This window comes from Rhizobium sp. NRK18 (genome assembly GCF_024385575.1).
Lineage (GTDB): Bacteria > Pseudomonadota > Alphaproteobacteria > Rhizobiales > Rhizobiaceae > JANFMV01.
Genome location: NZ_JANFMV010000001.1, coordinates 1,210,246 through 1,231,224, shown reverse-complemented (window position 1 = coordinate 1,231,224; position 20,979 = coordinate 1,210,246). Strand labels below are relative to the sequence as shown.

The following is a 20,979-nucleotide window of genomic DNA, read 5'->3' as shown; positions in this document are numbered from 1 at the left end:
TTTCGTGATGTCAAAAAAGGACTATTGACGAAATGCAGGAAGAGGCTGTGGACGAGATCAGCGCGGCGCTAAAGACTGCTGCCACTGCTGGATGAAGCTGCGCTTCTTCTGCTTGTCCAACGCGACCAGCAGGGTGGGATTGAGACCGATGGTTCGCAGCGTCTGTTCGCCGTCCGATGTGAGCTTGCTCAACACGGCGGGGCCATCGACGGGCGAGAACAGTTGCGGCGGACCGGCGAGAAGCGCCCGCCCTTCGCTTGAGACCAGATAGTCGAGAAACAGGCTGGCAACGGCAGCGGCGCGGGCTTCGCGCGGAATATAGGCCGCCCTCGCAAGAACTAGCGTATAGTCGGAGGGGAAGATGATGCCGATCCGGTCATCGGTCTGTTGCCGGGCGAGCGCATAGGAACCGAGCACGTTGTAGCCGAACAGCAACCGGCCGTCGGCGACCCGGTCAAGGATTTCAGACGTGCAGCAGAAGGTCTGCGCCCGGTTGCGGCCGAAGCTTTCGATGAGACGCCCCCAGGTGCTCGCCTGCAGCGCATCCTCGAAGGCGAAGATGTAGCCGACGCCCGAGCGTTCGATGTCGTAGGTCCCGATCCGTCCGTCGAAACGGCCCGGTTCGCGCAACAGATCGACCAGCGAGAACCGGTCCTGCGGCACCTCGGCAGGCGCAATCCCCGCCTTGTTGTAGACGATCACCGCCGGCTCGAAGGTGACGCCGACAAGCTCGCCGCGCCATTTCGCGAAGTCCGGCAGGCTCGCCGCCGCCGTGCCGCCGATCTTCTGGGCGCAGCCATTATTGACCTGTTGAACCTGTGCGGCAATCGACGAGGAAATCACGAGATCGGCGGCAAACTGCTTCTGTTTGCAGGCCGACGCCATGGCTGCATCGAGATACTCGCTGGTCGTCTCGCTGTAGTGAATGGCGACGTCCGGATAGCGCTTCTGGAACCCCTCGATCAGTGGCCGGAAAGCCCTGAGGTCGGTAATGCTGGCGATCACCAGCGTCTCGGTGGCCTTGCCCGAATGCGCCGGGAAATCCGTATCCGTGGCCCGCGCGGCAACGGCACCCACCGCGAGCAAACAGAAGACACCGAAAGCGCGAGCCAGGCGAACGAAGGGAGCGTGGAGCGGGCTCATGATACTGCCTCCTCATTCCGAACGACGTCGAAGCGCATTCCGATCCAGAAGCCGGTGGCGTCGGTGCCGGTGATGATGTCGCCATTGTGAGAGACGAGCACCTCGCGCACGATGGCGAGGCCGAGACCGGCGCTTTCCGGCTTGTTCTCGTTGCGGGCGAAGCGCTTGCCGATCTCGGACGGATCGGCGGCGGAAAATCCTCCGCCCTGGTCGGTGACCTTGACGATCGCCTTGCCGTCCTTCTGAAGAACCGCGACGCCGACCGGCGGCTTGCCATGGGCATAGGCATTGGCGATCAGGTTCTTGATCGCCTCCTTCAGCGAGAAGGCATCCCCCGTCATCCACACCTCTTCTTCCGGCAGGTCGAGATCAATCGACGAGTTCTGCTGGAACGAGATGGAACGGAACTCGCGTTCCGCCTCGAGCGCGACGCGGCGCAGATCGAGCGGCGCCAGGACGGCGGTGTCGGACCGGTGGGTGACGAGCGCGTGCGAGAGCAGCTGGTCGGTCAGCCTGCCGACGCCGATGGCGCGGGCCCGGATGCGGCGCACCAGCATCTTCAGCCGTTCCGGATCGTCCTCCTCGACGGCCAGTTCCGCCTGCGCGCGGATTGCCGTGATCGGCGTACGCATCTGATGGGCCGCATCGGCGACGAAATCCTGCAGCGCATGCACGCGCCGCGACAGCCGCTCCATGAACCGGTTGATGGAACCGACCAGCGCCTCGACCTCGCGCGGCGTCGTCGAGGTAAAGGGCGACAGGTCGAGGGGATCGCGGGCAATGATTGCCCTTTCGATACGGTCGAGCGGGCGAAGTGCCAGCCGCATCGCGAGGATGGCAAGAAAGATGACGGCCACGCCGGCGAGAACGACGAGCAGCATGGCGCGCCGGGCAATGCTGCGGGCAAGCGCCGTGCGCGCTTCCGTCGTATGCGCGACAATGATGCGAACCGGCCCGCTGACGCCCTTCTCCGCGAGATAACGGGTCAGCATGACCGCTCTGACCGGCGCGCCGGCATAGTTGGTCTCATAGGTGACTGGACGATTGCCCTTTTCCCGCCCGGCCGGCGGCAGGGGAAAATCGTCATAGCCCGTCACCGTCTCGCCCGTCGAATCGAAGATGCGGTAGAAGATCCGGTCGTCCTTCGCGAGCGCCAGAAGCTCGAAGGCCGACAGCGGGATATCCGCCTCGAACTGCCGGTTGCTGACCGAGATGCGTTCGGAAATCTGCAGCGCGGCACCGGTCAGCAGCTGGTCATATGTTTCGTCCGCCGCCGCCCGGCCATAGCTGTAGGCCGCATAGATCGCCACCGTCGACGCCAGCAACAGCAGGACCGTCAGAAGAAGTGCCAGTCGCGTTGCAACCGACGGGCCACGCGAAGACGGCAAGGAAACGCCGGAGATCGTCAAGCGGATTTCCCCTGAACCGTGTCACGCGCCTGGTAGCCGATGCCGCGCAAGGTGCGGATTTCCAGGTCGGCCCCCTCCAGCTTGCGCCGCAGCCTTGCGACGTAAAGCTCGACGGCATTCGCATTGCTGTTGCTCTCCAGCCCGAACAGCCGCGTCAGCAGCTCCTCCTTCTCCAGAACCCGACCGCGATTGGTCAGGAATATCTCCAGCAGGATCGTTTCCCGTCGCGTCAGTTCAACCTCCTTGCCGTCGACCGTCAGCGATCGTTCGGCCATGTCGAAGGTGAGGTTGCCGACGGCGATCGACCGGTCGCTCTGCGTGCTGCCGCGCCGGACGATCGCCCGGATGCGCGCTTCGAGCTCGCCGAAATCGAAGGGTTTGACCATGTAGTCGTCGGCGCCGTAGTCGAGCGCGCCGATCTTGTCGTTGACGGAGAGCCTGGCAGTCAGGACGAGCACCGGAAAGACGATCTGCTCCTGGCGCAGGCGCTTTAGAAAGTTCAGGCCCGAGCCGTCCGGCAGGTTCATGTCGAGAATGACCAGATCGTAGTCGTTCGTCACGGCGAAATGCCAGGCATCTTCCAGTGTCTGGGCAAGGTCGACGACATGGCCGGCATTGCCGAGCCGGCCGGCAATGGCCTCGGCGACATCCAACGTATCTTCAACAAGCAAGAACCGCATCGCGCGGCCTCCCGGGCTCTCCAGTGGGGTGACAGGTTAATGACAGCTTTCTCGACTAGCGTAAACGCCGATCGCGGATTCTGTTCGGAGGCAGCCCGCGTCATCCATTCATTCCTGAGGAGGGATTCATGAAAAAACTGATAACGACAACCTTCGCTGCCGTCATGACGGTCGCAACCTTCGCTGCACCGTCCTTCGCCTTTGAACCGGATTCTCCGGAGTGCATCGCACCGGCAAACCCGGGCGGCGGCTGGGACTTCACCTGCCGTCAGGTCGGCAAGGCGCTCCAGGACCTCAAGCTGGTCAACGGCACCGTTCAGGTTGCCAACATGGCTGGCGGCGGCGGCGGCGTGGCTTACGCCTTCGTGGTCGGCAAGCGTAACGACGATTCCAACCTGGTCGTTGCCGCGTCCTCTGCGACGGCAACCCGTCTTGCCCAGGGCGCGTTCCCGGGCAACACCATGGATCAGGTTCGCTGGGTCGCTTCCGTCGGCGCCGACTACGGCATCATTGCCGTTGCCAAGGATTCGCCGATCAACACGCTTCCCGAGCTGATGGACAAGATCAAGGCCGACCCGACCAGCGTCGCTGTCGCAGGCGGCTCCGCCGTTGGCGGCTGGGACCACCTGAAGGTGCTGATGGCCGCCAAGAAGGCCGGCGTCGAAGACGTTCGCCAGATCAAGTACGTCGCCTTCGATGGCGGCGGTGAAGCCGTCACCCAGCTTCTGGCCGGCAGCGTTCAGGCCTTCACCGGCGACGCGTCCGAAGCCAAGGGCTTCGTCGACTCCGGCGACATCAAGGTCATCGCCGTTCTCGCCCCCGAGCGTCTGGAAGGCGACTTCGCCTCCTTCCCGACCGCCAAGGAACAGGGCATCGACGTGGTTGGCGCCAACTGGCGCGGCTTCTACGCTCCGGGCAACATGTCCGACGAAGCCTACAACTACTGGGTCGAGTCGATCGGCAAGGTCTACGACTCCAAGGAATGGAAGGACATCATGGCCCAGAACGGCCTCGCTCCGCTCGACAAGCGCGGCGCAGACTTCCAGGCCTTCGTTCAGGAATCGGTCAACGACATCACCTCGATTTCCAAGGAAATCGGCCTGATCAAGTAAACCAGGCAACTGAGCATCAATGGTCCGGGCAGGTATCTCCTCGCCCGGACTTCTTGTAAGATCAAACACGGGAGACATATCGTGGGAGGCAACATGAGCGACCGCGTTCTCGGCGTTGTCGGGGTTCTGCTGGCGGGCTTCTACATCTGGCAGGCGACCCTGATCGAAACCAGCTTCATCACCGATCCGGTGGGCGCCAAGACTTTTCCAATCATCGTCGGCATCGTTCTGGCCATCGCCAGCGTCGCCATCTTCTTCCTTCCCGATAGCGATCCCCACTGGCCGGCCGTCAGCCGCCTGTTCGAGATCGGCCTGTCGGTCGCGGTGATGATCGCCTACACCTACGCACTGCCGGAAGCCGGCTTCGTGATCGCGACCATCTTCGCCTCGGCCTTCCTCGCCTGGCGTCTCGGTGCAACACCGCTGGAATCCATCATCGCCGGGTTCTGCATCTCCGTCGGCATCTACGCCATCTTCCATCTCATCCTTGGCCTTTCGCTCGCCAAGGGACCGTTCGGCTTCTAAGGGGAGGAACAGTCATGGATACCCTATTCGCCCTTGCCGACGGCTTCGCGGTCGCACTGACCTGGCAGAACCTGCTGCTCGCCCTGATCGGCTGTTTCCTCGGCACCATCATCGGCGCACTGCCGGGCCTCGGTCCGTCAAACGGCGTCGCCATCCTCATCCCGCTCGCCTTCTCTCTCGGCCTCGGCGCCACGCCGGCGCTGATCCTGCTGACGAGCGTCTATTACGGCGCCATGTATGGCGGCCGCATCTCGTCGATCCTGCTCAACATTCCCGGCGACGAGCCGGCGGTTATGACCACGCTCGACGGCTATCCGATGGCCAAGAACGGACAGGCCGGCGAAGCGCTGGCGCTCTCCGGCATCGCCTCCTTCGTCGGTTCCTTCGTCGCAACGATCGGCCTTGCCTTCCTCGCCCCGCAGCTCGTCAAGCTGGCGCTGCTGTTCGGCCCGGCCGAATACTTCGCCCTGTACGTGCTCGCCTTCGCCACGCTCGGCGGCATCGCCAGCGCCAATCAGGGCAAGGCGGCCTTTGCCGCAGCCCTCGGTCTCGGCATTGCCATGGTCGGCGTCGACGGCCAGACGGGCGTTCCGCGCTTCTCCTTCGGCAACGTTCATCTCTACGACGGCATCAACTTCCTGGTCGCCATCGTCGGCCTGTTCGCACTGTCGGAAGTCTTCATCTTCCTCGAGCACCGCAACGAGGAGACCGACGGCAATCCGGACTCGAAGGTCAAGATCGGCCGCATGCTGCCGTCCTGGGCCATGCTCAAGGGCTGCTTCGGCGCCATCTCGCGCTCGACCGTCATCGGCTTCCTGGCCGGTGTCCTGCCCGGTGCCGGCGCCTCGCTCGGCTCCTTCATGGCCTATGGCCTGGAAAAGAAGATTTCCGACAAGGACAAGACGTTCGGCAAGGGCGATCCGCGTGGCGTCGCAGCTCCCGAAGCCGGCAACAACGCCGCTGCCGGTGGCGCCCTGGTGCCGATGCTGGCGCTCGGCGTTCCCGGCTCCGGCACGACCGCGGTTCTGCTCGCCATGCTGATGGCGCTCAACATCACCCCCGGCCCGCTGCTGTTCACCAAGAACCCGGACGTCGTCTGGGGCCTGATCGCGGCGTTGATCATCGCCAACGTCATGCTCTTGGCGCTCAACATCCCGATGGTCGGCATCTTCGTGCGCATCCTGATGATCCCGACCAAGTACCTGATGCCGGCGGTCGCGATGATCTCCTTCGTCGGTATCTACGGCATCTCCGGCTCGACCTTCGACCTGATGGTCATGATCCTGTTCGGCGTTCTCGGCTGGGTCCTGCGCAAGCTCGACGTCCCGCTGGTGCCTGTCATCATGGGGGTGCTGCTCGGCAACGCCATGGAAGTCAATCTCCGGCGTGCCATGACAATCTCCAACGGAGACTGGTCGACGCTGGTCGCCTCGCCGCTGTCGATCTCGATCTGGACGCTTGCCGTCGCCGGCTTCGTCCTGCCGATCATCGCCGGCAAGTATCTGCGCCGTGCCAAGCCGACCGTCCCGGAAGTCGCAGAAACAGAAGCCGACTGAGGTTTCACACTTCAGACGTAGCAAAAGAGAAAGGGCACCGGAGAAATCCGGTGCCCTTTCTGATTCTCGGTCTGAAAACCCTGGCCTGGCTCAGTCGTCGGCGGTTTCCACCGTCTTGCTGAAATAGAGCGCGACCAGCGTGCAAACCGCGCCCGACAACAGATAGATGCCGACATAGGCGACGCCGAAGGCATGGGCGACGCTCAGAGCAACCAACGGAGCGAAACCGGCACCGATCAGCCAGGCCAAGTTCGACGTCAGCGCCGCACCCGAATAACGGTAGACACGGCCGAAGCGCGAGGCCGCGGCACCCGCAGCCTGACCGAAGGACAGGCCGAGAACCGCGAAGCCGAGCAGCACGAAGGCATCCTGACCGCTGCGACCCATGTCGAGCAGGAATGGCGCAGTGACAGCGAAGATGGCGATCAGCACCGCCGAGACCGTCAGCTGTCCGCGACGACCGATCTTGTCGGCCAGCATGCCCGACAGGATGATCGTGCCGATACAGATGCAGGCGCCGAGCATTTCGACAAGCAGGAAGCTGTGGACCGGATGATCCGAGTAGAGGGTGATCCAGCTCAGCGGGAAGACCGTCACGAGGTGGAACATGGCGAAGCTGGCGAGTGGGATGAAGGTGCCGATCACCACGTCCACGCCACGGTTGCGGATAAGGTCGACGGTCTTGACCGGCATCAGCTCGGCCCGTTCCAGGAGCTCGCCGAATTCACGCGTCGCCACCAGGCGGAGACGGGCAAACAGCGCCACGACGTTGATCGCGAAGGCGACGAAGAACGGATAGCGCCATCCCCATTCGAGGAAGTCTTCCGTCTTCAGCGCCAGCACGAAATAGGTGAAAAGGCCGGCGGCCAGCAGGAAGCCGAGCGGCGCGCCGAGCTGCGGCATCATCGCGTACCAGCCGCGGCGATTGTTCGGCGCGTTCAGCGCCAGCAGAGAGGCAAGACCGTCCCAGGCGCCGCCGAGCGCGAAGCCCTGTCCGAGACGCAGCACGATCAGCATGGCTGCCGCCCAGTAGCCGATCTCGTCATAGCCCGGCAGGAAGCTCATTGCGGCGGTCGAGCCGCCGAGCACGAACAGCGCGATGATGAGCTTCGTTCCGCGACCGTACAGGCGGTCGATGACCGTAAAGACCACGGTGCCGACCGGGCGGGCGATGAAGGCCAGCGAGAAGACGGCGAACGACAGGAGGATACCCTCAAGCGGCTGAAAGTTTGGAAAGAAATGCGACGGAAAGACGAGTACCGACGCAATGGCGTAGATGAAGAAATCGAAGAACTCCGACGACCGGCCAAGGATAACGCCCAGCGCTATCTTGCCCGCATCCGTTCCGCGATCCGCATGCATGAAGCGCGCATCTCGCTCCAGTCCGGCAGAATTCGGATGATCGCTGATCTGACCTGCAACACTCATTAAGTAACTCCTCCAAGCTTCATCGAGCTCTGATTCTCCGCCGGCGTCCCCGTGAGGCCATCGCCTGCGATTCCACTCCTCGCCCACCAAATATGCGCGCGAGGACTGCCTGCGTCAAATGGACCTTGCCGGAACGGCCGCCGGCCACATCCGAAGGGGTGCGGGATGCCCCGCCTTTTTGTTGGCGTATTCTTGTCGAATTTTTGCTGCACTGCGTCACATCACCTCATAGGCATTTTGATCTGGATCATTTACCGGCTCGTACCCAAGAGGAGTGGGGGAAAATAGGACACCATAACGCAAGGTAGAACCGTGAAGAAAATTTGGAGATTTGGAGCTGCGTCACTCCTTTGCATGATGCTTGCCTCATGCAACTGGGTCGTCATGGCGCCCTCCGGCGACATCGCCATCCAGCAGCGTGATCTGATCGTCATTGCGACGGTCCTCATGCTTCTGATCGTCGTTCCCGTTATTGCCGCAACCCTGTTCTTCGCCTGGCGCTATCGCCAGTCGAACACGGCCGCCAAGTACGATCCGGAGTGGGATCATTCGACCGGTCTCGAGGTTGTCATCTGGGCTGCTCCCCTTGCTATCATCATCGCGCTTGGCGCGGTTACCTGGATCAGCACCCATACTCTCGATCCCTATCGCCCGCTTGACCGTGTCGCCGAGGACAAGGCCCTTGATCCCAACGTCAAGCCGTTGACCGTGGAAGTCGTGGCTCTCGACTGGAAATGGCTGTTCTTCTATCCCGATTACGGCATCGCCACAGTCAATGAACTCGCGGCCCCGGTCGATGTTCCGATCAATTTCAAGATCACCGCCTCTTCCGTGATGAACTCGTTCTACGTCCCCGCGCTGGCAGGCCAGATCTACGCCATGGCCGGCATGGAGACGAAGCTGCACGCCGTCATCAACAAGGCGGGCGAGTACGAAGGCTTCTCGGCGAACTATTCCGGCGCCGGCTTCTCGCACATGCGCTTCAAGTTCCACGGCCTCGATCAGGCCGGCTTCGATGACTGGGTCGCCAAGGTCAAGGCCAGCAATGACAGTCTGACCCGCGCCGCCTATCTCGATCTCGCCAAGCCGAGCGAGAAGGAGCCGGTCCGCTACTACGCCAGCACTGATGCCGGTCTTTACGACAAGATCCTCGACATGTGCGCCGATCCGTCCGAGACCTGCATGAGCGAAATGGCGATGATCGACGCCGGGCTGGTCTGCCGGGCACCCGATGGCGTGCTTGAGAAGGCGGCGCTGGACGAAAAGAAAGCGATCCGCCCCGAGGGATGATCCGCATCCGCTGCTGCGGCTTCGCCTCGGCGCGAAGCCGGACCCGGCGCCACACGCGCCGGACGCATTGACAGTTAGAAAGATAACTCAAAGGAAATCCGATGTTTTCCGATCCGGATTTGATGAAATTCCTCTTTGGCAAGCTGACGCTTGACGCCATTCCCTACCATGAGCCGATCCTGGTCGCGACGTTTGCCGTCGTGGCGCTCGGCGGCGCCGTCGTATTCGGCGCGCTGACCTATTTCCGCCTGTGGGGATACCTCTGGAACGAATGGTTCACCTCGATCGACCACAAGAAGATCGGTATCATGTACATCGTTCTGGCCGTCATCATGCTGCTGCGCGGCTTTGCCGACGCGCTGATGATGCGTCTGCAGCAGGCGATCGCCTTCAACGGATCGGACGGCTACCTGCCGCCGCATCACTACGACCAGATCTTCACGGCCCATGGCGTGATCATGATTTTCTTCGTGGCCATGCCCTTCGTCACCGGATTGATGAACTTTGTCGTGCCGCTGCAGATCGGCGCCCGCGACGTCTCCTTCCCGTTCCTCAACAACTTCTCCTTCTGGATGACGGTCGCCGGCGCGGTGATCGTGATGATCTCGCTGTTCGTCGGCGAGTTCGCCAAGACCGGCTGGCTGGCCTATCCGCCACTGTCGGGCATCCTCTACAGTCCGGACGTGGGGGTCGACTATTACATCTGGGGCCTGCAGGTGGCGGGCATCGGGACACTGCTATCAGGCGTCAACCTGATCGTGACCATCCTGAAGATGCGCGCCCCGGGCATGTCGATGATGAAGATGCCGGTCTTCACCTGGACCTCGTTCTGCACCAACGTGCTGATCGTCGCCGCCTTCCCGGTCCTGACCGCCGTGCTCGCCATGCTGTCGCTTGACCGTTACGTCGGCACGCACTTCTTCACCAATGCCGATGGCGGCAACGCCATGCTCTACGTCAACCTGATCTGGATCTGGGGCCACCCGGAAGTCTACATCCTGATCCTGCCGCTGTTCGGCGTCTTCTCCGAAGTCGTCGCCACCTTCTCCGGCAAGCGGCTGTTCGGCTACACCTCGATGGTATACGCGACGGTGGTCATTACCCTGCTGTCCTACATCGTGTGGCTGCACCACTTCTTCACCATGGGCTCGGGCGCCTCGGTCAATGCCTTCTTCGGCATCACGACCATGATCATCTCGATCCCGACGGGCGCGAAGATGTTCAACTGGCTCTTCACCATGTATCACGGCCGCATCCGCTACGAAGTGCCGATGCTCTGGACGATCGGCTTCATGGTGACCTTCGTCATTGGCGGCATGACGGGCGTCCTGCTCGCTGTCCCGCCGGCCGACTTCGTGCTGCACAACTCGCTGTTCCTGATCGCCCACTTCCACAACGTGATCATCGGCGGCGTCGTGTTCGGCGTCTTTGCCGGCATCAACTTCTGGTTTCCGAAGGCCTTCGGCTTCAAGCTCGACGCCTTCTGGGGCAAGATGTCCTTCTGGTTCTGGCTGATCGGCTTCTACTTCGCCTTCATGCCGCTCTACGTTCTGGGCCTGATGGGCGTGACGCGCCGCATGAGCCAGTTCGAGGATCCGTCGCTGCAGATCTGGTTCCAGATCGCCGCCTTCGGCGCATTCCTGATCCTGCTCGGCATCCTGTCCTTCCTCGTCCAGCTCTACGTTTCCTTCAAGAACCGCGAAGCGCTGAAGGACGAGACCGGCGATCCGTGGAACGGCCGTACGCTGGAATGGTCGACCTCTTCGCCGCCGCCGTCCTACAACTACGCCTTCACGCCGATTGTCTACGATCACGACGCGTGGTGGTTCATGAAGAAGCACGGCTACAAGCGTCCGCAGGAAGGCTTCATCCCGATCCACATGCCGAAGAACACCCCGACGGGCATCATCCTCGGCGGTCTGAGCATCGCCTTCGGCTTCGCCATGGTCTGGCACATCTGGTGGCTCGCCGTCGTCTCCTTCGTGTCGATCCTCGGCGTCACCATCGTCCATACCTTCAACTACAAGCGCGACTACTACATCCCCGCGGAAGACGTGGTTCGCGTCGAGGCCGAGCGCACCCGGCAACTCGCTGCGCTGGAGGCCTGACCCATGACGGATACTGCAATGGAAAAGCACCCGGCGAACGGCGAAAGCTACGCCTTCTACACAACCGAAGAGCACCACGCGGAAAACGGCACCGCAATCGGCTTCTGGATCTACCTGATGAGCGACTGCCTCATCTTCGCGATGCTGTTTGCGAGCTACGCCGTTCTCGGCCACAGCTATGCCGGCGGCCCGAACCCGAAGGAAATCTTCGAGCTGCCGCTGGTGGCGGTCAACACCGCCATGCTGCTGTTCTCGTCGATCACCTACGGCGTCGCCATGCTGGAAATGGAAAAGGGCAACCGCAAGGGCGTGCTCGGCTGGCTGGCGATCACCGGCCTGTTCGGCCTCGCCTTCCTGTGCATCGAGCTCTACGAGTTCTCGAGCCTGATCCATGAGGGCGCCGGCCCCGGCCGCAGCGCCTTCCTGTCGTCCTTCTTCACCCTCGTCGGCACCCACGGCCTGCACGTCACCTCCGGTCTCGTCTGGATGGTCGTGCTGATGCTTCAGGTCGCCAAGCACGGGCTGATCGCCGACAACAAGCGCCGCCTGATGTGCCTGTCGATGTTCTGGCACTTCCTCGACGTCATCTGGATCGGCGTCTTCTCCTTCGTCTATCTCATGGGAGTTCTCTGATGAGCGCCGAACACCACGCCGCCGGCCATCACGGTCACGACCATCACGAAACCCATGCCAGCCACGGCACGCTGAAGTCCTACCTGACCGGCTTCGTCCTGTCGGTCATCCTCACGGCCATTCCGTTCTGGCTGGTCATGGGCGATGTCATCGGCGACCGCATGGTCACCGCCACGCTGATCATGGCGCTCGGTCTCGTCCAGATCGTCGTCCACATGATCTACTTCCTGCACATGGACAGCAAGTCGCAGGGCGGCTGGACGATGATGGCGCTGATCTTCACCGTCATCCTCGTGCTGATCGCTCTCTCCGGATCGCTGTGGGTCATGCATCATTTGAACACCAACATGATGCCGCAGATGGAAGACATGATAAAGCAGCTGCCCTGACGGCTGACCGAAGCGGCCCTCAGGGGCCGCTTCGCACATATGGGACAGAGACATGAAGCCTGCCGCACCAAGCCAAGCGCAAAAGCCCATCAGCGCCCGCAAATGGCTGACCGTCGGCATACTGACGCTGTTCTTCTTCTCCGTCTTCACCGCACTCGGCACCTGGCAGGTGCAGCGGCTCCACTGGAAGCTCGATCTGATCGCGCGCGTCGACGCACGCGTCCATGCGCCCGCGGCACCCGCCCCGGCAGAAGCCGACTGGTCGTCCGTGACCGCCGAAAAGGACGAGTACCGCCACGTCACCGCCACCGGCCGTTTCCTCAATGACAAGGAAGCGCTCGTCTATGCCTCGACGGAACGCGGTCCCGGCTACTGGGTGATGACGCCGCTGGAAGAGGACGACGGTTCCATCGTCTTCGTCAATCGCGGCTTCGTGCCCCTCGATCGCAAGGACCGGGCAGGCCGCATGGACGGCGAGCCGGAAGGGACAGTCACCGTGACCGGCCTCCTCCGCATGAACGAGCCGAAGGGCACGCTGCTGCGTTCCAATGCGCCACAAGACGACCGCTGGTATTCGCGCGATGTCGAGGCGATGGCCGCCTCCCGCGGTCTCGGCAACGTGGCCCCCTACTTCATCGACGCCGATGCGACGCCCAATCCCGGTGGCCTGCCGATCGGCGGCCTGACGATCGTGCAGTTCCGCAACAGCCATCTCTCCTATGCCATCACCTGGTACGTCATGGCGTTGATGGCGATTGCCGGCGGCTACATTGCCCTTCGTTACCGGCGCAATCCGGACGGCGCGTCGGACGACTGACGACTAGACCTCGACTATATCGCATTTACATATGAACAATTATTCATATGATGCGTTTCAGTATCGATTTGAGTCTTGAGGAGCAGGCCATGGCCGGACACGATCACGCACACGGAGCGCCGGACGGAAAGCACGAACACGCCCATTCCGGCGGCAGCCACAGCCATGCGCCGAGCGTCAACACCAACAACGAGCGCGCGGTCCTGCTCGGCTTTGTCCTCACATTCGGCTTCATGATCGCCGAAGCCGCCGGCGGTCTCATATCCGGCTCGCTCGCCCTGATCGCCGATGCCGGCCACATGCTGACCGACTCCGCCGCACTGGCACTCGCCTGGGCCGGCTTCTACTTTGGCCGCAAGTCCGGCGACAACAAGCGGACCTTCGGCTATATGCGCTTCGAGGTCCTTGCCGGTTTCATCAACGCGCTGGCGCTGATCCTGCTCGTCGTCTGGATCGCCTATGAGGCGGTCATGCGGCTGCTCAACCCCTCCTCCGTGCTAGCGGGGCCGATGTTCCTGATCGCCGTCCTCGGGCTCTTCGTCAATATCGGCGTCTTCATGATGCTGATGAAGGGCGACAGCGATCATGTGAACATCAAGGGCGCGATGCTGCATGTGCTCGGCGACCTCTTGGGTTCGGTGGCCGCGATCGTCGCCGCCATCGTCATCTACTTCACCGGCTGGATGCCGATCGACCCGATCCTGTCGCTGCTGCTCTCCGCTCTCGTACTGCGCAGCGCCTGGATTCTGTTGAAGAATTCGCTCAACATCCTGATGGAAGGATCGCCGCACGGCGCCAATCCCGAAACCATGCGGGCGCATCTGCGCAAGGCGGTCGATGGTGTCGCCGACGTCCACCATGTCCACGTCTGGTCGATCACCTCCGGCCAGACCACGGCGACCATGGAGATCACCCTGGTCGAGGGCGCCGATCCGGCCGAAACGCAACGGCGGCTGAAATCGGAACTGTCCGCCGAATTCGAAATCAGGCACTCGACCATCGAGATCGACTGGGACGGCCACAAGAATACCTGCCCGATCGAGCGGCAGAACGGTGCGAAGAAGCCAGTCGCATCGACCGCCCAGGGTCACGTCGGCCATGATCATGGGCATGCGGCCGGAGGGCATTCGCATTGACGACCGCAGCACCTGATGACGCCAACATCACCATCATCGCCGAAACCTTCCGGCTGCTTGGCGACCAGACGCGCCTGCGCATATTGCTGTGCTGCCTGAACGAGCCGATGTCGGTCGGCGATATCACCGCGCGTGTCGGCGCCTCCCAGTCGCTGGTCAGCCACAATCTCCGCCTGCTTCGCGCCGCCCGACTGGTGCGCAGCGAGCGCCGCGCCAAGCAGGTCTTCTACGAGGCCGCAGACCAGCATGTCCGCCATATGCTGGCCGACATCACCGAACACGCCGCCGAGGAGGCAGAGGAATAGCCGCATCCGACTACGTGCCGGACCGCCAACACGAACAGAGAATGACAATGACCCCTGCCGAAATCCTCGACCGCCTGATTGCCTTCCCCTCCGTCGTCGGAACGCCGAACGGCGAGATCGTCGCCTGGATTGCCGACTATCTGGAAAAGATCGGCGCGAAGGTTACGCTGATCCCCGGTCCCGAGGGCGATCGTTCTAACCTGTTCGCGACGCTCGGCCCCGCCGACCGGCCAGGCTACATAGTGTCGGGACACATGGACGTGGTGCCGGCCGGAGAACCGGACTGGAGCAGCGACCCCTTTGCCATGCGCCGGGACGGCGACCACCTCTTCGGCCGCGGGACGAGCGACATGAAGGGCTTTCTGGCCACCGTCCTTGCCGCCGCACCCGAGTTCGCCAAACGAGAACTCAAGCATCCGATCCACATCGCCTTTTCCTATGACGAGGAAGCCGGCTGCCGCGGCGTGCCGCACATGATCGCAAAAATCCCGGACCTCTGCGCCAAGCCGCTGGGCGCAATCATCGGCGAGCCGAGCGGCATGCGTGCGGTGCGCGCCCACAAGGGCAAGGCGGCAGCGCGGATCACCGTGAAGGGCCTTGCCGGCCATTCGTCCCGCCCCGATCTCGGCCGCAACGCCATCCACGCCATGGCAAACGTCCTGAACGCGACGATCACGCAGGCGGCGAACCTGGCGACCGGCCCCTTCGACGACGCCTTCCAGCCGCCTTACTCCTCCATGCAGGCCGGTATCATTTCCGGCGGACAGGCCCTCAACATCATCCCGGAGGAAGCCGTCATGCAGGTCGAGGCGCGCGCCATCACCGGCGTCGATCCGGCCGGACTGTTGACGCAGGTGAAAGAGGCAGCCGAAGCGCTGGCGAAAGACGGCTTCGAGGTCGAGTGGACGGAGCTGAATGCCTATCCGGCCCTCTCGCTTGCCGCCGATGCGCCGCTTGCAACGCTTGTGGAAGAGCTCAGCGGCAACGAAAGCCTCGCCGCCGTCAGCTATGGCACCGAGGCCGGTCTGTTCCAGCAGGCCGGCATCGACGCCATCATCTGCGGTCCCGGCGACATCGGTCGCGCCCACAAGCCGGACGAATATGTGCTGATCAGCGAGCTGGAGGCCTGCCTGTCGATGATCCGCGCGCTCGGCGACCACTGCGCTGCCTGACGGTAGCGATCATGCGGGAAAGGCCGACCGCCGCACGAAGGTCTTGATGGCGAAATTCGACTGGATGCGCGCCACGCCCGGCGCCGCCGTCAGGATGTCGAGCAGCCGCTGGTAATGTTCCAGATCGCGCACCATGGCATGCAGCAAATAGTCTGAACTGCCGCTCGTCTGGTATCCTCCGACGACCTCGGGGATATCCGTCACGCAACCCTCGAAGGCCAGTAGCACGTCCTTGGTCTGGCGTTCGAGCGTCACGGAGATGAAGACGCCGAGCGTGCCGAGCATCCGCCCTTCGTCCAAGAGCGCGGCATAGCCCTGGATGGCACCGCTCTCCTCCAGCTTGCGCACACGCCTGAGCGTCGGAGAAAAGGACAGGCCGATGCGCGCGGCGAGATCGCGCCAGCTGATGCGCCCCTCCTCGCTCAGGACCTTGAGAATCTTTCGGTCGAAGCCGTCGAGATCGTCCATCTAGATCATATGATCCCCGAAATTCCAGAATAATGGATCAAAGCTATCATTTAGACCAATTTCGTCAATCGAATTAGCGATGAAACGCGCCTGGAAGAGTGCTATTATCCAAGACATCAAGTCAGTTTCATTGGGAGGTGGAAATGACAACGGAAGATCCGGTCGTGATCGTCGGCTCCGCCCGCACCGCCATCGGCGGCCTGCAGGGGCAGTTTGCCGGAACCAGCGCGCCAGAACTCGGCGCCAGCGCGATCCGCGCCGCCCTCGAACGCGGCAATGTTTCCGCCGACATCATTGACGAGGTGGTCTTCGGCTGCGTGCTCCCCGCCGGTCTCGGACAGGCGCCGGCCCGACAGGCTGCCATCGCCGCCGGCATTCCCTACGCATCGGGTGCAACCACCATCAACAAGATGTGCGGCTCCGGCATGAAGACCGCCATGCTCGCCCATGACCTGATCGCGGCAGGTTCGGCCGCCACCTGCATCGCCGGTGGCATGGAAAGCATGACCAACGCCCCCTACCTCTTGGAAAAGGCCCGCAGCGGCTATCGCCTCGGCCATGGTCGCGTTATCGACCACATGTTTCTCGACGGGCTGGAGGACGCCTACGACAAGGGCCGACTGATGGGGACATTCGCCGAGGACTGCGCCGAGGCCTACCAGTTCACCCGCGAGATGCAGGACGACTACGCCATCACCTCGCTGAACCGTGCTCAAAAGGCCATCGACACCGGCCTGTTCGAAAGCGAGATCGTTCCGGTCACCGTGCGCAATGGCAAGAGCGAAACGCTCGCCGCCACAGACGAACAGCCGGGCAAGGCGAAGCCCGAAAAGATCCCCACCCTCAAACCGGCCTTCCGCGACGGCGGCACGGTGACGGCGGCCAATTCCAGCTCCATTTCCGACGGCGCGGCCGCCCTCGTCCTGATGCGACGGTCGGAGGCGGAACGGCGCGGACTGACACCGCTCGCGGTGATCCGTGGCCACGCAACCCATTCGCAGGCCCCCGCCCACTTCGCCACGGCCCCGATCGGCGCGCTGGAAAAGCTCTCGGCGAAGACCGGCTGGCACCTGAAGGATGTCGATCTTTTCGAGATCAACGAAGCCTTCGCGGTTGTCGCCATGGCCGCGATGCGCGACCTTGACCTGCCGCATGACACGGTCAACGTCCATGGCGGCGCCTGCGCGCTCGGCCATCCGATCGGTGCCTCCGGCGCGCGCATCATCGTGACCCTGTTGGCGGCAATGGAGCGCTATGATGTCCATCGCGGCATGGCGGCGGTCTGCATCGGCGGCGGCGAGGCAACCGCCATCGCCGTCGAGCGCCCGCGATAACACGGAACTGGGAGGAGACCCGCGCATGATCCTGACGGAAGCACAAGAACAGATCCGCGACATGGCCCGCGATTTTGCCCGCGAGCGCCTGGCGCCGGGTGCTGCGGACCGCGACCGGCACTCCCGCTTCCCGAAGGAGGAGTTGAAGGAGATGGGTGACCTCGGCTTCCTTGGCATGCTGGTGCCGGAAACCTATGGCGGATCGGAGACGGGTGCCGTCGCCTATGCCATCGCGCTGGAAGAGATTGCCGCCGGCGACGGCCCCTGCTCCACCATCATGAGCGTCCACAGTTCCGTCGGCTGCGTGCCGATCCTCAAATTCGGCACCGACGCGCAGAAGGAACGCTTCCTGCCGAAGCTCGCCAGCGGCGAATGGATCGGCGGCTTCGCGCTGACCGAGCCGCAGGCCGGCTCCGACGCATCCAACCTGAAGACCAAGGCGGTGCGCGACGGCGACCATTACGTCATCAACGGCGCCAAGCAGTTCATCACGTCGGGCAAGAACGGCCAGATGGTCATCATCTTCGCGGTCACCGATCCGGCCGCCGGCAAGAAGGGCATTTCCGCCTTCATCGTGCCGACCGACACGCCCGGCTACGAGGTCGTGCGGGTCGAAGAAAAGCTCGGCCTGCATTCCTCCGACACCTGCCAGATCGCCTTCACCGACATGCGCATCCCGGCCGACCTGCGTCTCGGCGAGGAAGGCGAAGGCTATCGCATCGCGCTCGCCAATCTCGAAGGCGGGCGCATCGGCATCGCCGCCCAGGCCGTTGGCATGGCGCGCGCCGCATTCGAGGCGGCCCGCGATTACGCCCACGAGCGCAACGCCTTCGGCAAACCGATCTTCGACCATCAGGCCGTCGCCTTCCGCCTCGCCGATATGGCAACCCGCATCGAGGCAGCCCGGCAGTTGGTGCTGCACGCCGCTGCATTGAAGGAGGCCGGCCTGCCCTGTCTTTCGGAAGCCTCTATGGCAAAACTTTTCGCCTCGGAAATGGCCGAGAAGGTCTGCTCCGACGCCATCCAGATCCACGGCGGATATGGCTACATGGCCGACTACCCGGTCGAACGCATCTATCGCGACGTCCGCATCTGCCAGATCTACGAAGGCACGAGCGACGTGCAGCGCATGGTCATCGCCCGCGCCTTGTAGCGGGCGGGCTTCCGTCGCCGGAAGAGGGGCCGCGGCGGAAGCCTGAATTTGAAAGAGGAGGAGAATGACGCATGAATGAGCCCGGTCATCTGAGCCTGCATGTTCCGGAACCGGCGGTGCGCCCCGGCGGCGAGCCGGACTTCTCCAACGTGAAGATCCCCAAGGCCGGCAGTGTGCCACGACCCGAGATCGACGCGGCGCCGGAGACGATCCGCGACCTCGCCTATTCGATCATCCGCGTGCTCAACCGCGACGGCGAGGCCGTCGGCCCCTGGGCCGGATCGCTGAGCGATGACGAGCTTCTGGATGGCCTGCGCCACATGATGACGCTACGTGCCTTCGACGCCCGTATGCTGATGGCGCAGCGCCAGGGCAAGACCTCCTTTTTCATGCAGCATCTGGGCGAGGAAGCCGTTTCCTGCGCCTTCCGCAAGGCGCTGTCGAAGGGCGACATGAACTTCCCCACCTACCGACAGGCAGGCCTGCTGATCGCCGACGGCTACCCGCTCGTCACGATGATGAACCAGATCTTCTCCAACGAGGCCGACCCGCTGCATGGCCGCCAGCTGCCGGTGATGCATTCGTCAAAGGCGCATGGCTTCTTCACCATCTCAGGCAATCTCGCCACACAGTTCGTCCAGGCGGTCGGCTGGGCCATGGCCTCGGCCATCAAGAACGACACGAAGATCGCCGCTGCGTGGATCGGCGACGGCTCGACGGCAGAATCCGATTTCCACTCCGCCCTCGTCTTCGCCTCCACCTACAAGGCACCCGTCGTCCTCAACATCGTCAACAATCAGTGGGCGATCTCGACCTTCCAGGGCATTGCCCGCGGCGGCTCGGGCACTTTCGCCGCCCGCGGCCTCGGCTTCGGTATCCCCTCGCTGCGTGTCGACGGCAACGACTACCTCGCCGTCCATGCGGTCGCCCGCTGGGCGATCGAGCGCGCGCGCCGCAATCTTGGGCCGACGCTGATCGAATATGTCACCTACCGCGTCGGCGCCCATTCGACCTCCGACGATCCGAGCGCCTACCGGCCGAAGACGGAATCCGAGGCCTGGCCGCTCGGCGATCCGGTGCTGCGGCTCAAAAAACATCTGATCCTGCGTGGCGCATGGTCGGAGGAACGCCACGTACAGGCGGAGGCGGAGATCATGGACAGCGTCATCCAGGCACAGAAGGAAGCCGAAAGCCACGGCACGCTGCATGCCGGCGCCAAGCCTTCGGCGCGTGACATCTTCGAGGGCGTCTATCAGGACATGCCGCCGCATATCCGTCGCCAACGCCAGCAGGCGGGGTACTGAATATGGCCAGGATGACCATGATCGAAGCCGTCCGCAGCGCCATGGATGTCTCCATGGAGCGCGACGACGATGTCGTCGTCTTCGGTGAGGATGTCGGCTATTTCGGCGGTGTCTTCCGCTGCACGCAGGGCCTGCAGGCGAAATACGGCAAGACGCGCTGCTTCGATGCGCCGATCTCGGAATCCGGCATCGTCGGCGCTGCGATCGGCATGGCAGCCTACGGCCTGAAACCCTGTGTCGAGATCCAGTTCGCCGATTACATGTATCCGGCCTATGACCAGCTAACCCAGGAAGCCGCCCGCATTCGCTACCGCTCGAACGGCGACTTCACCTGCCCGATCGTCGTGCGCATGCCGACCGGTGGCGGCATTTTCGGCGGCCAGACCCACAGCCAGAGCCCCGAGGCGCTGTTCACCCATGTCTGCGGTCTGAAGACGATCGTGCCTTCCAACCCCTACGACGCCAAGGGCCTGCTGATCGCGGCAATCGAGGATCCCGACCCGGTGATCTTCCTCGAACCGAAGCGGCTCTATTCCGGCCCCTTCGACGGACACCATGAGAACCCGGTCGTCGCCTGGTCGAAGCATCCGCTCGGCGAAGTGCCGGAGGGCCATTACACAATCCCGATCGGCAAGGCCGAAATCCGCCGCCAAGGTGCGGCCGTCACCGTCATCGCCTATGGAACGATGGTGCATGTGGCGCTCGCCGCCGCCGAAGAGACCGGCATCGACGCCGAGGTGATCGACCTGCGTTCGCTCGTGCCGCTCGACCTGGAAACGATCGTTCAGTCGGTGTCGAAGACCGGCCGCTGCGTGGTCGTCCACGAGGCGACGCTGACGTCGGGGTTCGGCGGCGAGATCGCCGCTCTGGTGCAGGAAAACTGCTTCTATCACCTCGAAGCGCCGATCATCCGCGTCACCGGCTGGGATACGCCCTACCCGCATGCGCAGGAATGGAGCTATTTTCCCGGTCCCGAGCGCGTCGGCCGCGCCCTGCAACAGGTGATGGAGGGCTGAG

Annotated in this window: 20 protein-coding genes; 15 read left to right on the top strand and 5 right to left on the bottom strand. The window is 63.2% G+C overall.

The annotated features are described in order from the left end of the window. Positions 1-57: 57 nt before the first annotated feature. The 3 genes from NN662_RS05590 to NN662_RS05580 are packed head-to-tail and all read right to left on the bottom strand — an operon-like array spanning position 58 to position 3,232. Positions 58-1,143, bottom strand: coding sequence for an ABC transporter substrate-binding protein (locus NN662_RS05590; protein ID WP_261929316.1), 1,086 nt, complete (start codon positions 1,141-1,143; stop codon positions 58-60). Further along, a complete protein-coding gene (locus tag NN662_RS05585; RefSeq protein WP_261929315.1) occupies positions 1,140-2,552 on the bottom strand; it encodes a sensor histidine kinase in 1,413 nt (470 codons plus the stop codon). The genes NN662_RS05590 and NN662_RS05585 overlap by 4 nt, the downstream gene beginning before the upstream one ends. Further along, positions 2,549-3,232: a response regulator transcription factor gene (locus NN662_RS05580; protein WP_261929314.1), complete on the bottom strand. Its 684-nt coding sequence runs from the start codon at positions 3,230-3,232 to the stop codon at positions 2,549-2,551. The genes NN662_RS05585 and NN662_RS05580 overlap by 4 nt, the downstream gene beginning before the upstream one ends. Before the next feature lie 128 nt (positions 3,233-3,360). On the opposite strand from NN662_RS05580, the gene NN662_RS05575 reads away from it, so the two are divergent. The 3 genes from NN662_RS05575 (at position 3,361) to NN662_RS05565 (ending at position 6,425) form a co-directional block, all read left to right on the top strand. Beyond that, on the top strand, positions 3,361-4,344 hold the full coding sequence (locus NN662_RS05575) for a Bug family tripartite tricarboxylate transporter substrate binding protein (RefSeq protein WP_261929313.1): 984 nt from the start codon (positions 3,361-3,363) through the stop codon (positions 4,342-4,344). Positions 4,345-4,437: 93 nt separating this feature from the next. After that, the gene (locus NN662_RS05570; protein WP_261929312.1) at positions 4,438-4,869 is read left to right on the top strand and encodes a tripartite tricarboxylate transporter TctB family protein; all 432 of its coding nucleotides are present in this window, start codon (positions 4,438-4,440) and stop codon (positions 4,867-4,869) included. A gap of 14 nt (positions 4,870-4,883) precedes the next feature. Then, complete coding sequence (locus tag NN662_RS05565) at positions 4,884-6,425, top strand: tripartite tricarboxylate transporter permease (RefSeq protein ID WP_261929311.1); 1,542 nt, start codon at positions 4,884-4,886, stop codon at positions 6,423-6,425. A 90-nt stretch (positions 6,426-6,515) separates the two neighbouring features. Here NN662_RS05565 and NN662_RS05560 read toward each other — a convergent pair whose 3' ends face one another. Further along, positions 6,516-7,853: an MFS transporter gene (locus NN662_RS05560; protein WP_261929310.1), complete on the bottom strand. Its 1,338-nt coding sequence runs from the start codon at positions 7,851-7,853 to the stop codon at positions 6,516-6,518. A gap of 354 nt (positions 7,854-8,207) precedes the next feature. Between NN662_RS05560 and cyoA the strand changes: the two genes are divergently transcribed. The 8 genes from cyoA (at position 8,208) to argE (ending at position 15,703) form a co-directional block, all read left to right on the top strand. Then, positions 8,208-9,143: a ubiquinol oxidase subunit II gene (gene cyoA, locus NN662_RS05555; protein ID WP_261929309.1), complete on the top strand. Its 936-nt coding sequence runs from the start codon at positions 8,208-8,210 to the stop codon at positions 9,141-9,143. A 101-nt stretch (positions 9,144-9,244) separates the two neighbouring features. Further along, positions 9,245-11,251 carry a cytochrome o ubiquinol oxidase subunit I gene (gene cyoB / locus NN662_RS05550; protein WP_261929308.1) on the top strand — a complete coding sequence of 669 codons (2,007 nt, stop codon included), beginning with the start codon at positions 9,245-9,247 and terminating at the stop codon, positions 11,249-11,251. Between the two features lie 3 nt (positions 11,252-11,254). Continuing rightward, complete coding sequence (gene cyoC, locus NN662_RS05545; RefSeq protein ID WP_261929307.1) at positions 11,255-11,884, top strand: cytochrome o ubiquinol oxidase subunit III; 630 nt, start codon at positions 11,255-11,257, stop codon at positions 11,882-11,884. Further along, positions 11,884-12,273 (top strand): cytochrome o ubiquinol oxidase subunit IV, encoded by a 390-nt coding sequence (cyoD, locus tag NN662_RS05540; RefSeq protein WP_261929306.1) that lies wholly within the window; start codon positions 11,884-11,886, stop codon positions 12,271-12,273. Before cyoC ends, cyoD begins: the two co-directional genes overlap by 1 nt. A gap of 52 nt (positions 12,274-12,325) precedes the next feature. Further along, positions 12,326-13,090, top strand: a complete 765-nt coding sequence (locus NN662_RS05535; RefSeq protein WP_261929305.1) for an SURF1 family protein — start codon at positions 12,326-12,328, stop codon at positions 13,088-13,090. A gap of 89 nt (positions 13,091-13,179) precedes the next feature. Continuing rightward, the gene (locus tag NN662_RS05530; RefSeq protein ID WP_261929304.1) at positions 13,180-14,226 is read left to right on the top strand and encodes a cation diffusion facilitator family transporter; all 1,047 of its coding nucleotides are present in this window, start codon (positions 13,180-13,182) and stop codon (positions 14,224-14,226) included. Beyond that, complete coding sequence (locus NN662_RS05525; RefSeq protein ID WP_261929303.1) at positions 14,223-14,531, top strand: ArsR/SmtB family transcription factor; 309 nt, start codon at positions 14,223-14,225, stop codon at positions 14,529-14,531. The genes NN662_RS05530 and NN662_RS05525 overlap by 4 nt, the downstream gene beginning before the upstream one ends. Before the next feature lie 47 nt (positions 14,532-14,578). Continuing rightward, complete coding sequence (gene argE, locus NN662_RS05520; RefSeq protein ID WP_261929302.1) at positions 14,579-15,703, top strand: acetylornithine deacetylase; 1,125 nt, start codon at positions 14,579-14,581, stop codon at positions 15,701-15,703. A gap of 9 nt (positions 15,704-15,712) precedes the next feature. Here the strand turns inward: argE and NN662_RS05515 are convergent, their stop codons facing one another. Next, on the bottom strand, positions 15,713-16,171 hold the full coding sequence (locus NN662_RS05515; RefSeq protein WP_261929301.1) for an Lrp/AsnC family transcriptional regulator: 459 nt from the start codon (positions 16,169-16,171) through the stop codon (positions 15,713-15,715). Between the two features lie 143 nt (positions 16,172-16,314). Between NN662_RS05515 and NN662_RS05510 the strand changes: the two genes are divergently transcribed. The 4 genes from NN662_RS05510 (at position 16,315) to NN662_RS05495 (ending at position 20,978) form a co-directional block, all read left to right on the top strand. Further along, positions 16,315-17,505, top strand: coding sequence for an acetyl-CoA C-acyltransferase (locus NN662_RS05510; RefSeq protein ID WP_261929300.1), 1,191 nt, complete (start codon positions 16,315-16,317; stop codon positions 17,503-17,505). A gap of 25 nt (positions 17,506-17,530) precedes the next feature. Next, positions 17,531-18,658 carry an acyl-CoA dehydrogenase family protein gene (locus NN662_RS05505; RefSeq protein WP_261929299.1) on the top strand — a complete coding sequence of 376 codons (1,128 nt, stop codon included), beginning with the start codon at positions 17,531-17,533 and terminating at the stop codon, positions 18,656-18,658. Between the two features lie 71 nt (positions 18,659-18,729). Continuing rightward, positions 18,730-19,962 (top strand): 3-methyl-2-oxobutanoate dehydrogenase (2-methylpropanoyl-transferring) subunit alpha, encoded by a 1,233-nt coding sequence (locus tag NN662_RS05500; RefSeq protein ID WP_261929298.1) that lies wholly within the window; start codon positions 18,730-18,732, stop codon positions 19,960-19,962. A gap of 2 nt (positions 19,963-19,964) precedes the next feature. Continuing rightward, positions 19,965-20,978, top strand: coding sequence for an alpha-ketoacid dehydrogenase subunit beta (locus NN662_RS05495; protein WP_261929297.1), 1,014 nt, complete (start codon positions 19,965-19,967; stop codon positions 20,976-20,978). Position 20,979: the final 1 nt, after the last annotated feature.

What these genes read in the sequence shown, in the direction of transcription:
- NN662_RS05500 (WP_261929298.1), top strand. Translation starts at nt 18,730, where the DNA reads ATGAATGAGCCCGGTCATCTGAGCCTGCATGTTCCGGAACCGGCGGTG.
- NN662_RS05565 (WP_261929311.1), top strand. Translation starts at nt 4,884, where the DNA reads ATGGATACCCTATTCGCCCTTGCCGACGGCTTCGCGGTCGCACTGACC.
- NN662_RS05510 (WP_261929300.1), top strand. Translation starts at nt 16,315, where the DNA reads ATGACAACGGAAGATCCGGTCGTGATCGTCGGCTCCGCCCGCACCGCC.
- NN662_RS05515 (WP_261929301.1), bottom strand. Translation starts at nt 16,171, where the DNA reads ATGGACGATCTCGACGGCTTCGACCGAAAGATTCTCAAGGTCCTGAGC.
- NN662_RS05575 (WP_261929313.1), top strand. Translation starts at nt 3,361, where the DNA reads ATGAAAAAACTGATAACGACAACCTTCGCTGCCGTCATGACGGTCGCA.
- cyoD (WP_261929306.1), top strand. Translation starts at nt 11,884, where the DNA reads ATGAGCGCCGAACACCACGCCGCCGGCCATCACGGTCACGACCATCAC.
- NN662_RS05505 (WP_261929299.1), top strand. Translation starts at nt 17,531, where the DNA reads ATGATCCTGACGGAAGCACAAGAACAGATCCGCGACATGGCCCGCGAT.
- cyoC (WP_261929307.1), top strand. Translation starts at nt 11,255, where the DNA reads ATGACGGATACTGCAATGGAAAAGCACCCGGCGAACGGCGAAAGCTAC.
- cyoB (WP_261929308.1), top strand. Translation starts at nt 9,245, where the DNA reads ATGTTTTCCGATCCGGATTTGATGAAATTCCTCTTTGGCAAGCTGACG.
- cyoA (WP_261929309.1), top strand. Translation starts at nt 8,208, where the DNA reads ATGATGCTTGCCTCATGCAACTGGGTCGTCATGGCGCCCTCCGGCGAC.
- NN662_RS05560 (WP_261929310.1), bottom strand. Translation starts at nt 7,853, where the DNA reads ATGAGTGTTGCAGGTCAGATCAGCGATCATCCGAATTCTGCCGGACTG.
- NN662_RS05530 (WP_261929304.1), top strand. Translation starts at nt 13,180, where the DNA reads ATGGCCGGACACGATCACGCACACGGAGCGCCGGACGGAAAGCACGAA.
- NN662_RS05590 (WP_261929316.1), bottom strand. Translation starts at nt 1,143, where the DNA reads ATGAGCCCGCTCCACGCTCCCTTCGTTCGCCTGGCTCGCGCTTTCGGT.
- argE (WP_261929302.1), top strand. Translation starts at nt 14,579, where the DNA reads ATGACCCCTGCCGAAATCCTCGACCGCCTGATTGCCTTCCCCTCCGTC.
- NN662_RS05495 (WP_261929297.1), top strand. Translation starts at nt 19,965, where the DNA reads ATGGCCAGGATGACCATGATCGAAGCCGTCCGCAGCGCCATGGATGTC.
- NN662_RS05535 (WP_261929305.1), top strand. Translation starts at nt 12,326, where the DNA reads ATGAAGCCTGCCGCACCAAGCCAAGCGCAAAAGCCCATCAGCGCCCGC.
- NN662_RS05570 (WP_261929312.1), top strand. Translation starts at nt 4,438, where the DNA reads ATGAGCGACCGCGTTCTCGGCGTTGTCGGGGTTCTGCTGGCGGGCTTC.
- NN662_RS05580 (WP_261929314.1), bottom strand. Translation starts at nt 3,232, where the DNA reads ATGCGGTTCTTGCTTGTTGAAGATACGTTGGATGTCGCCGAGGCCATT.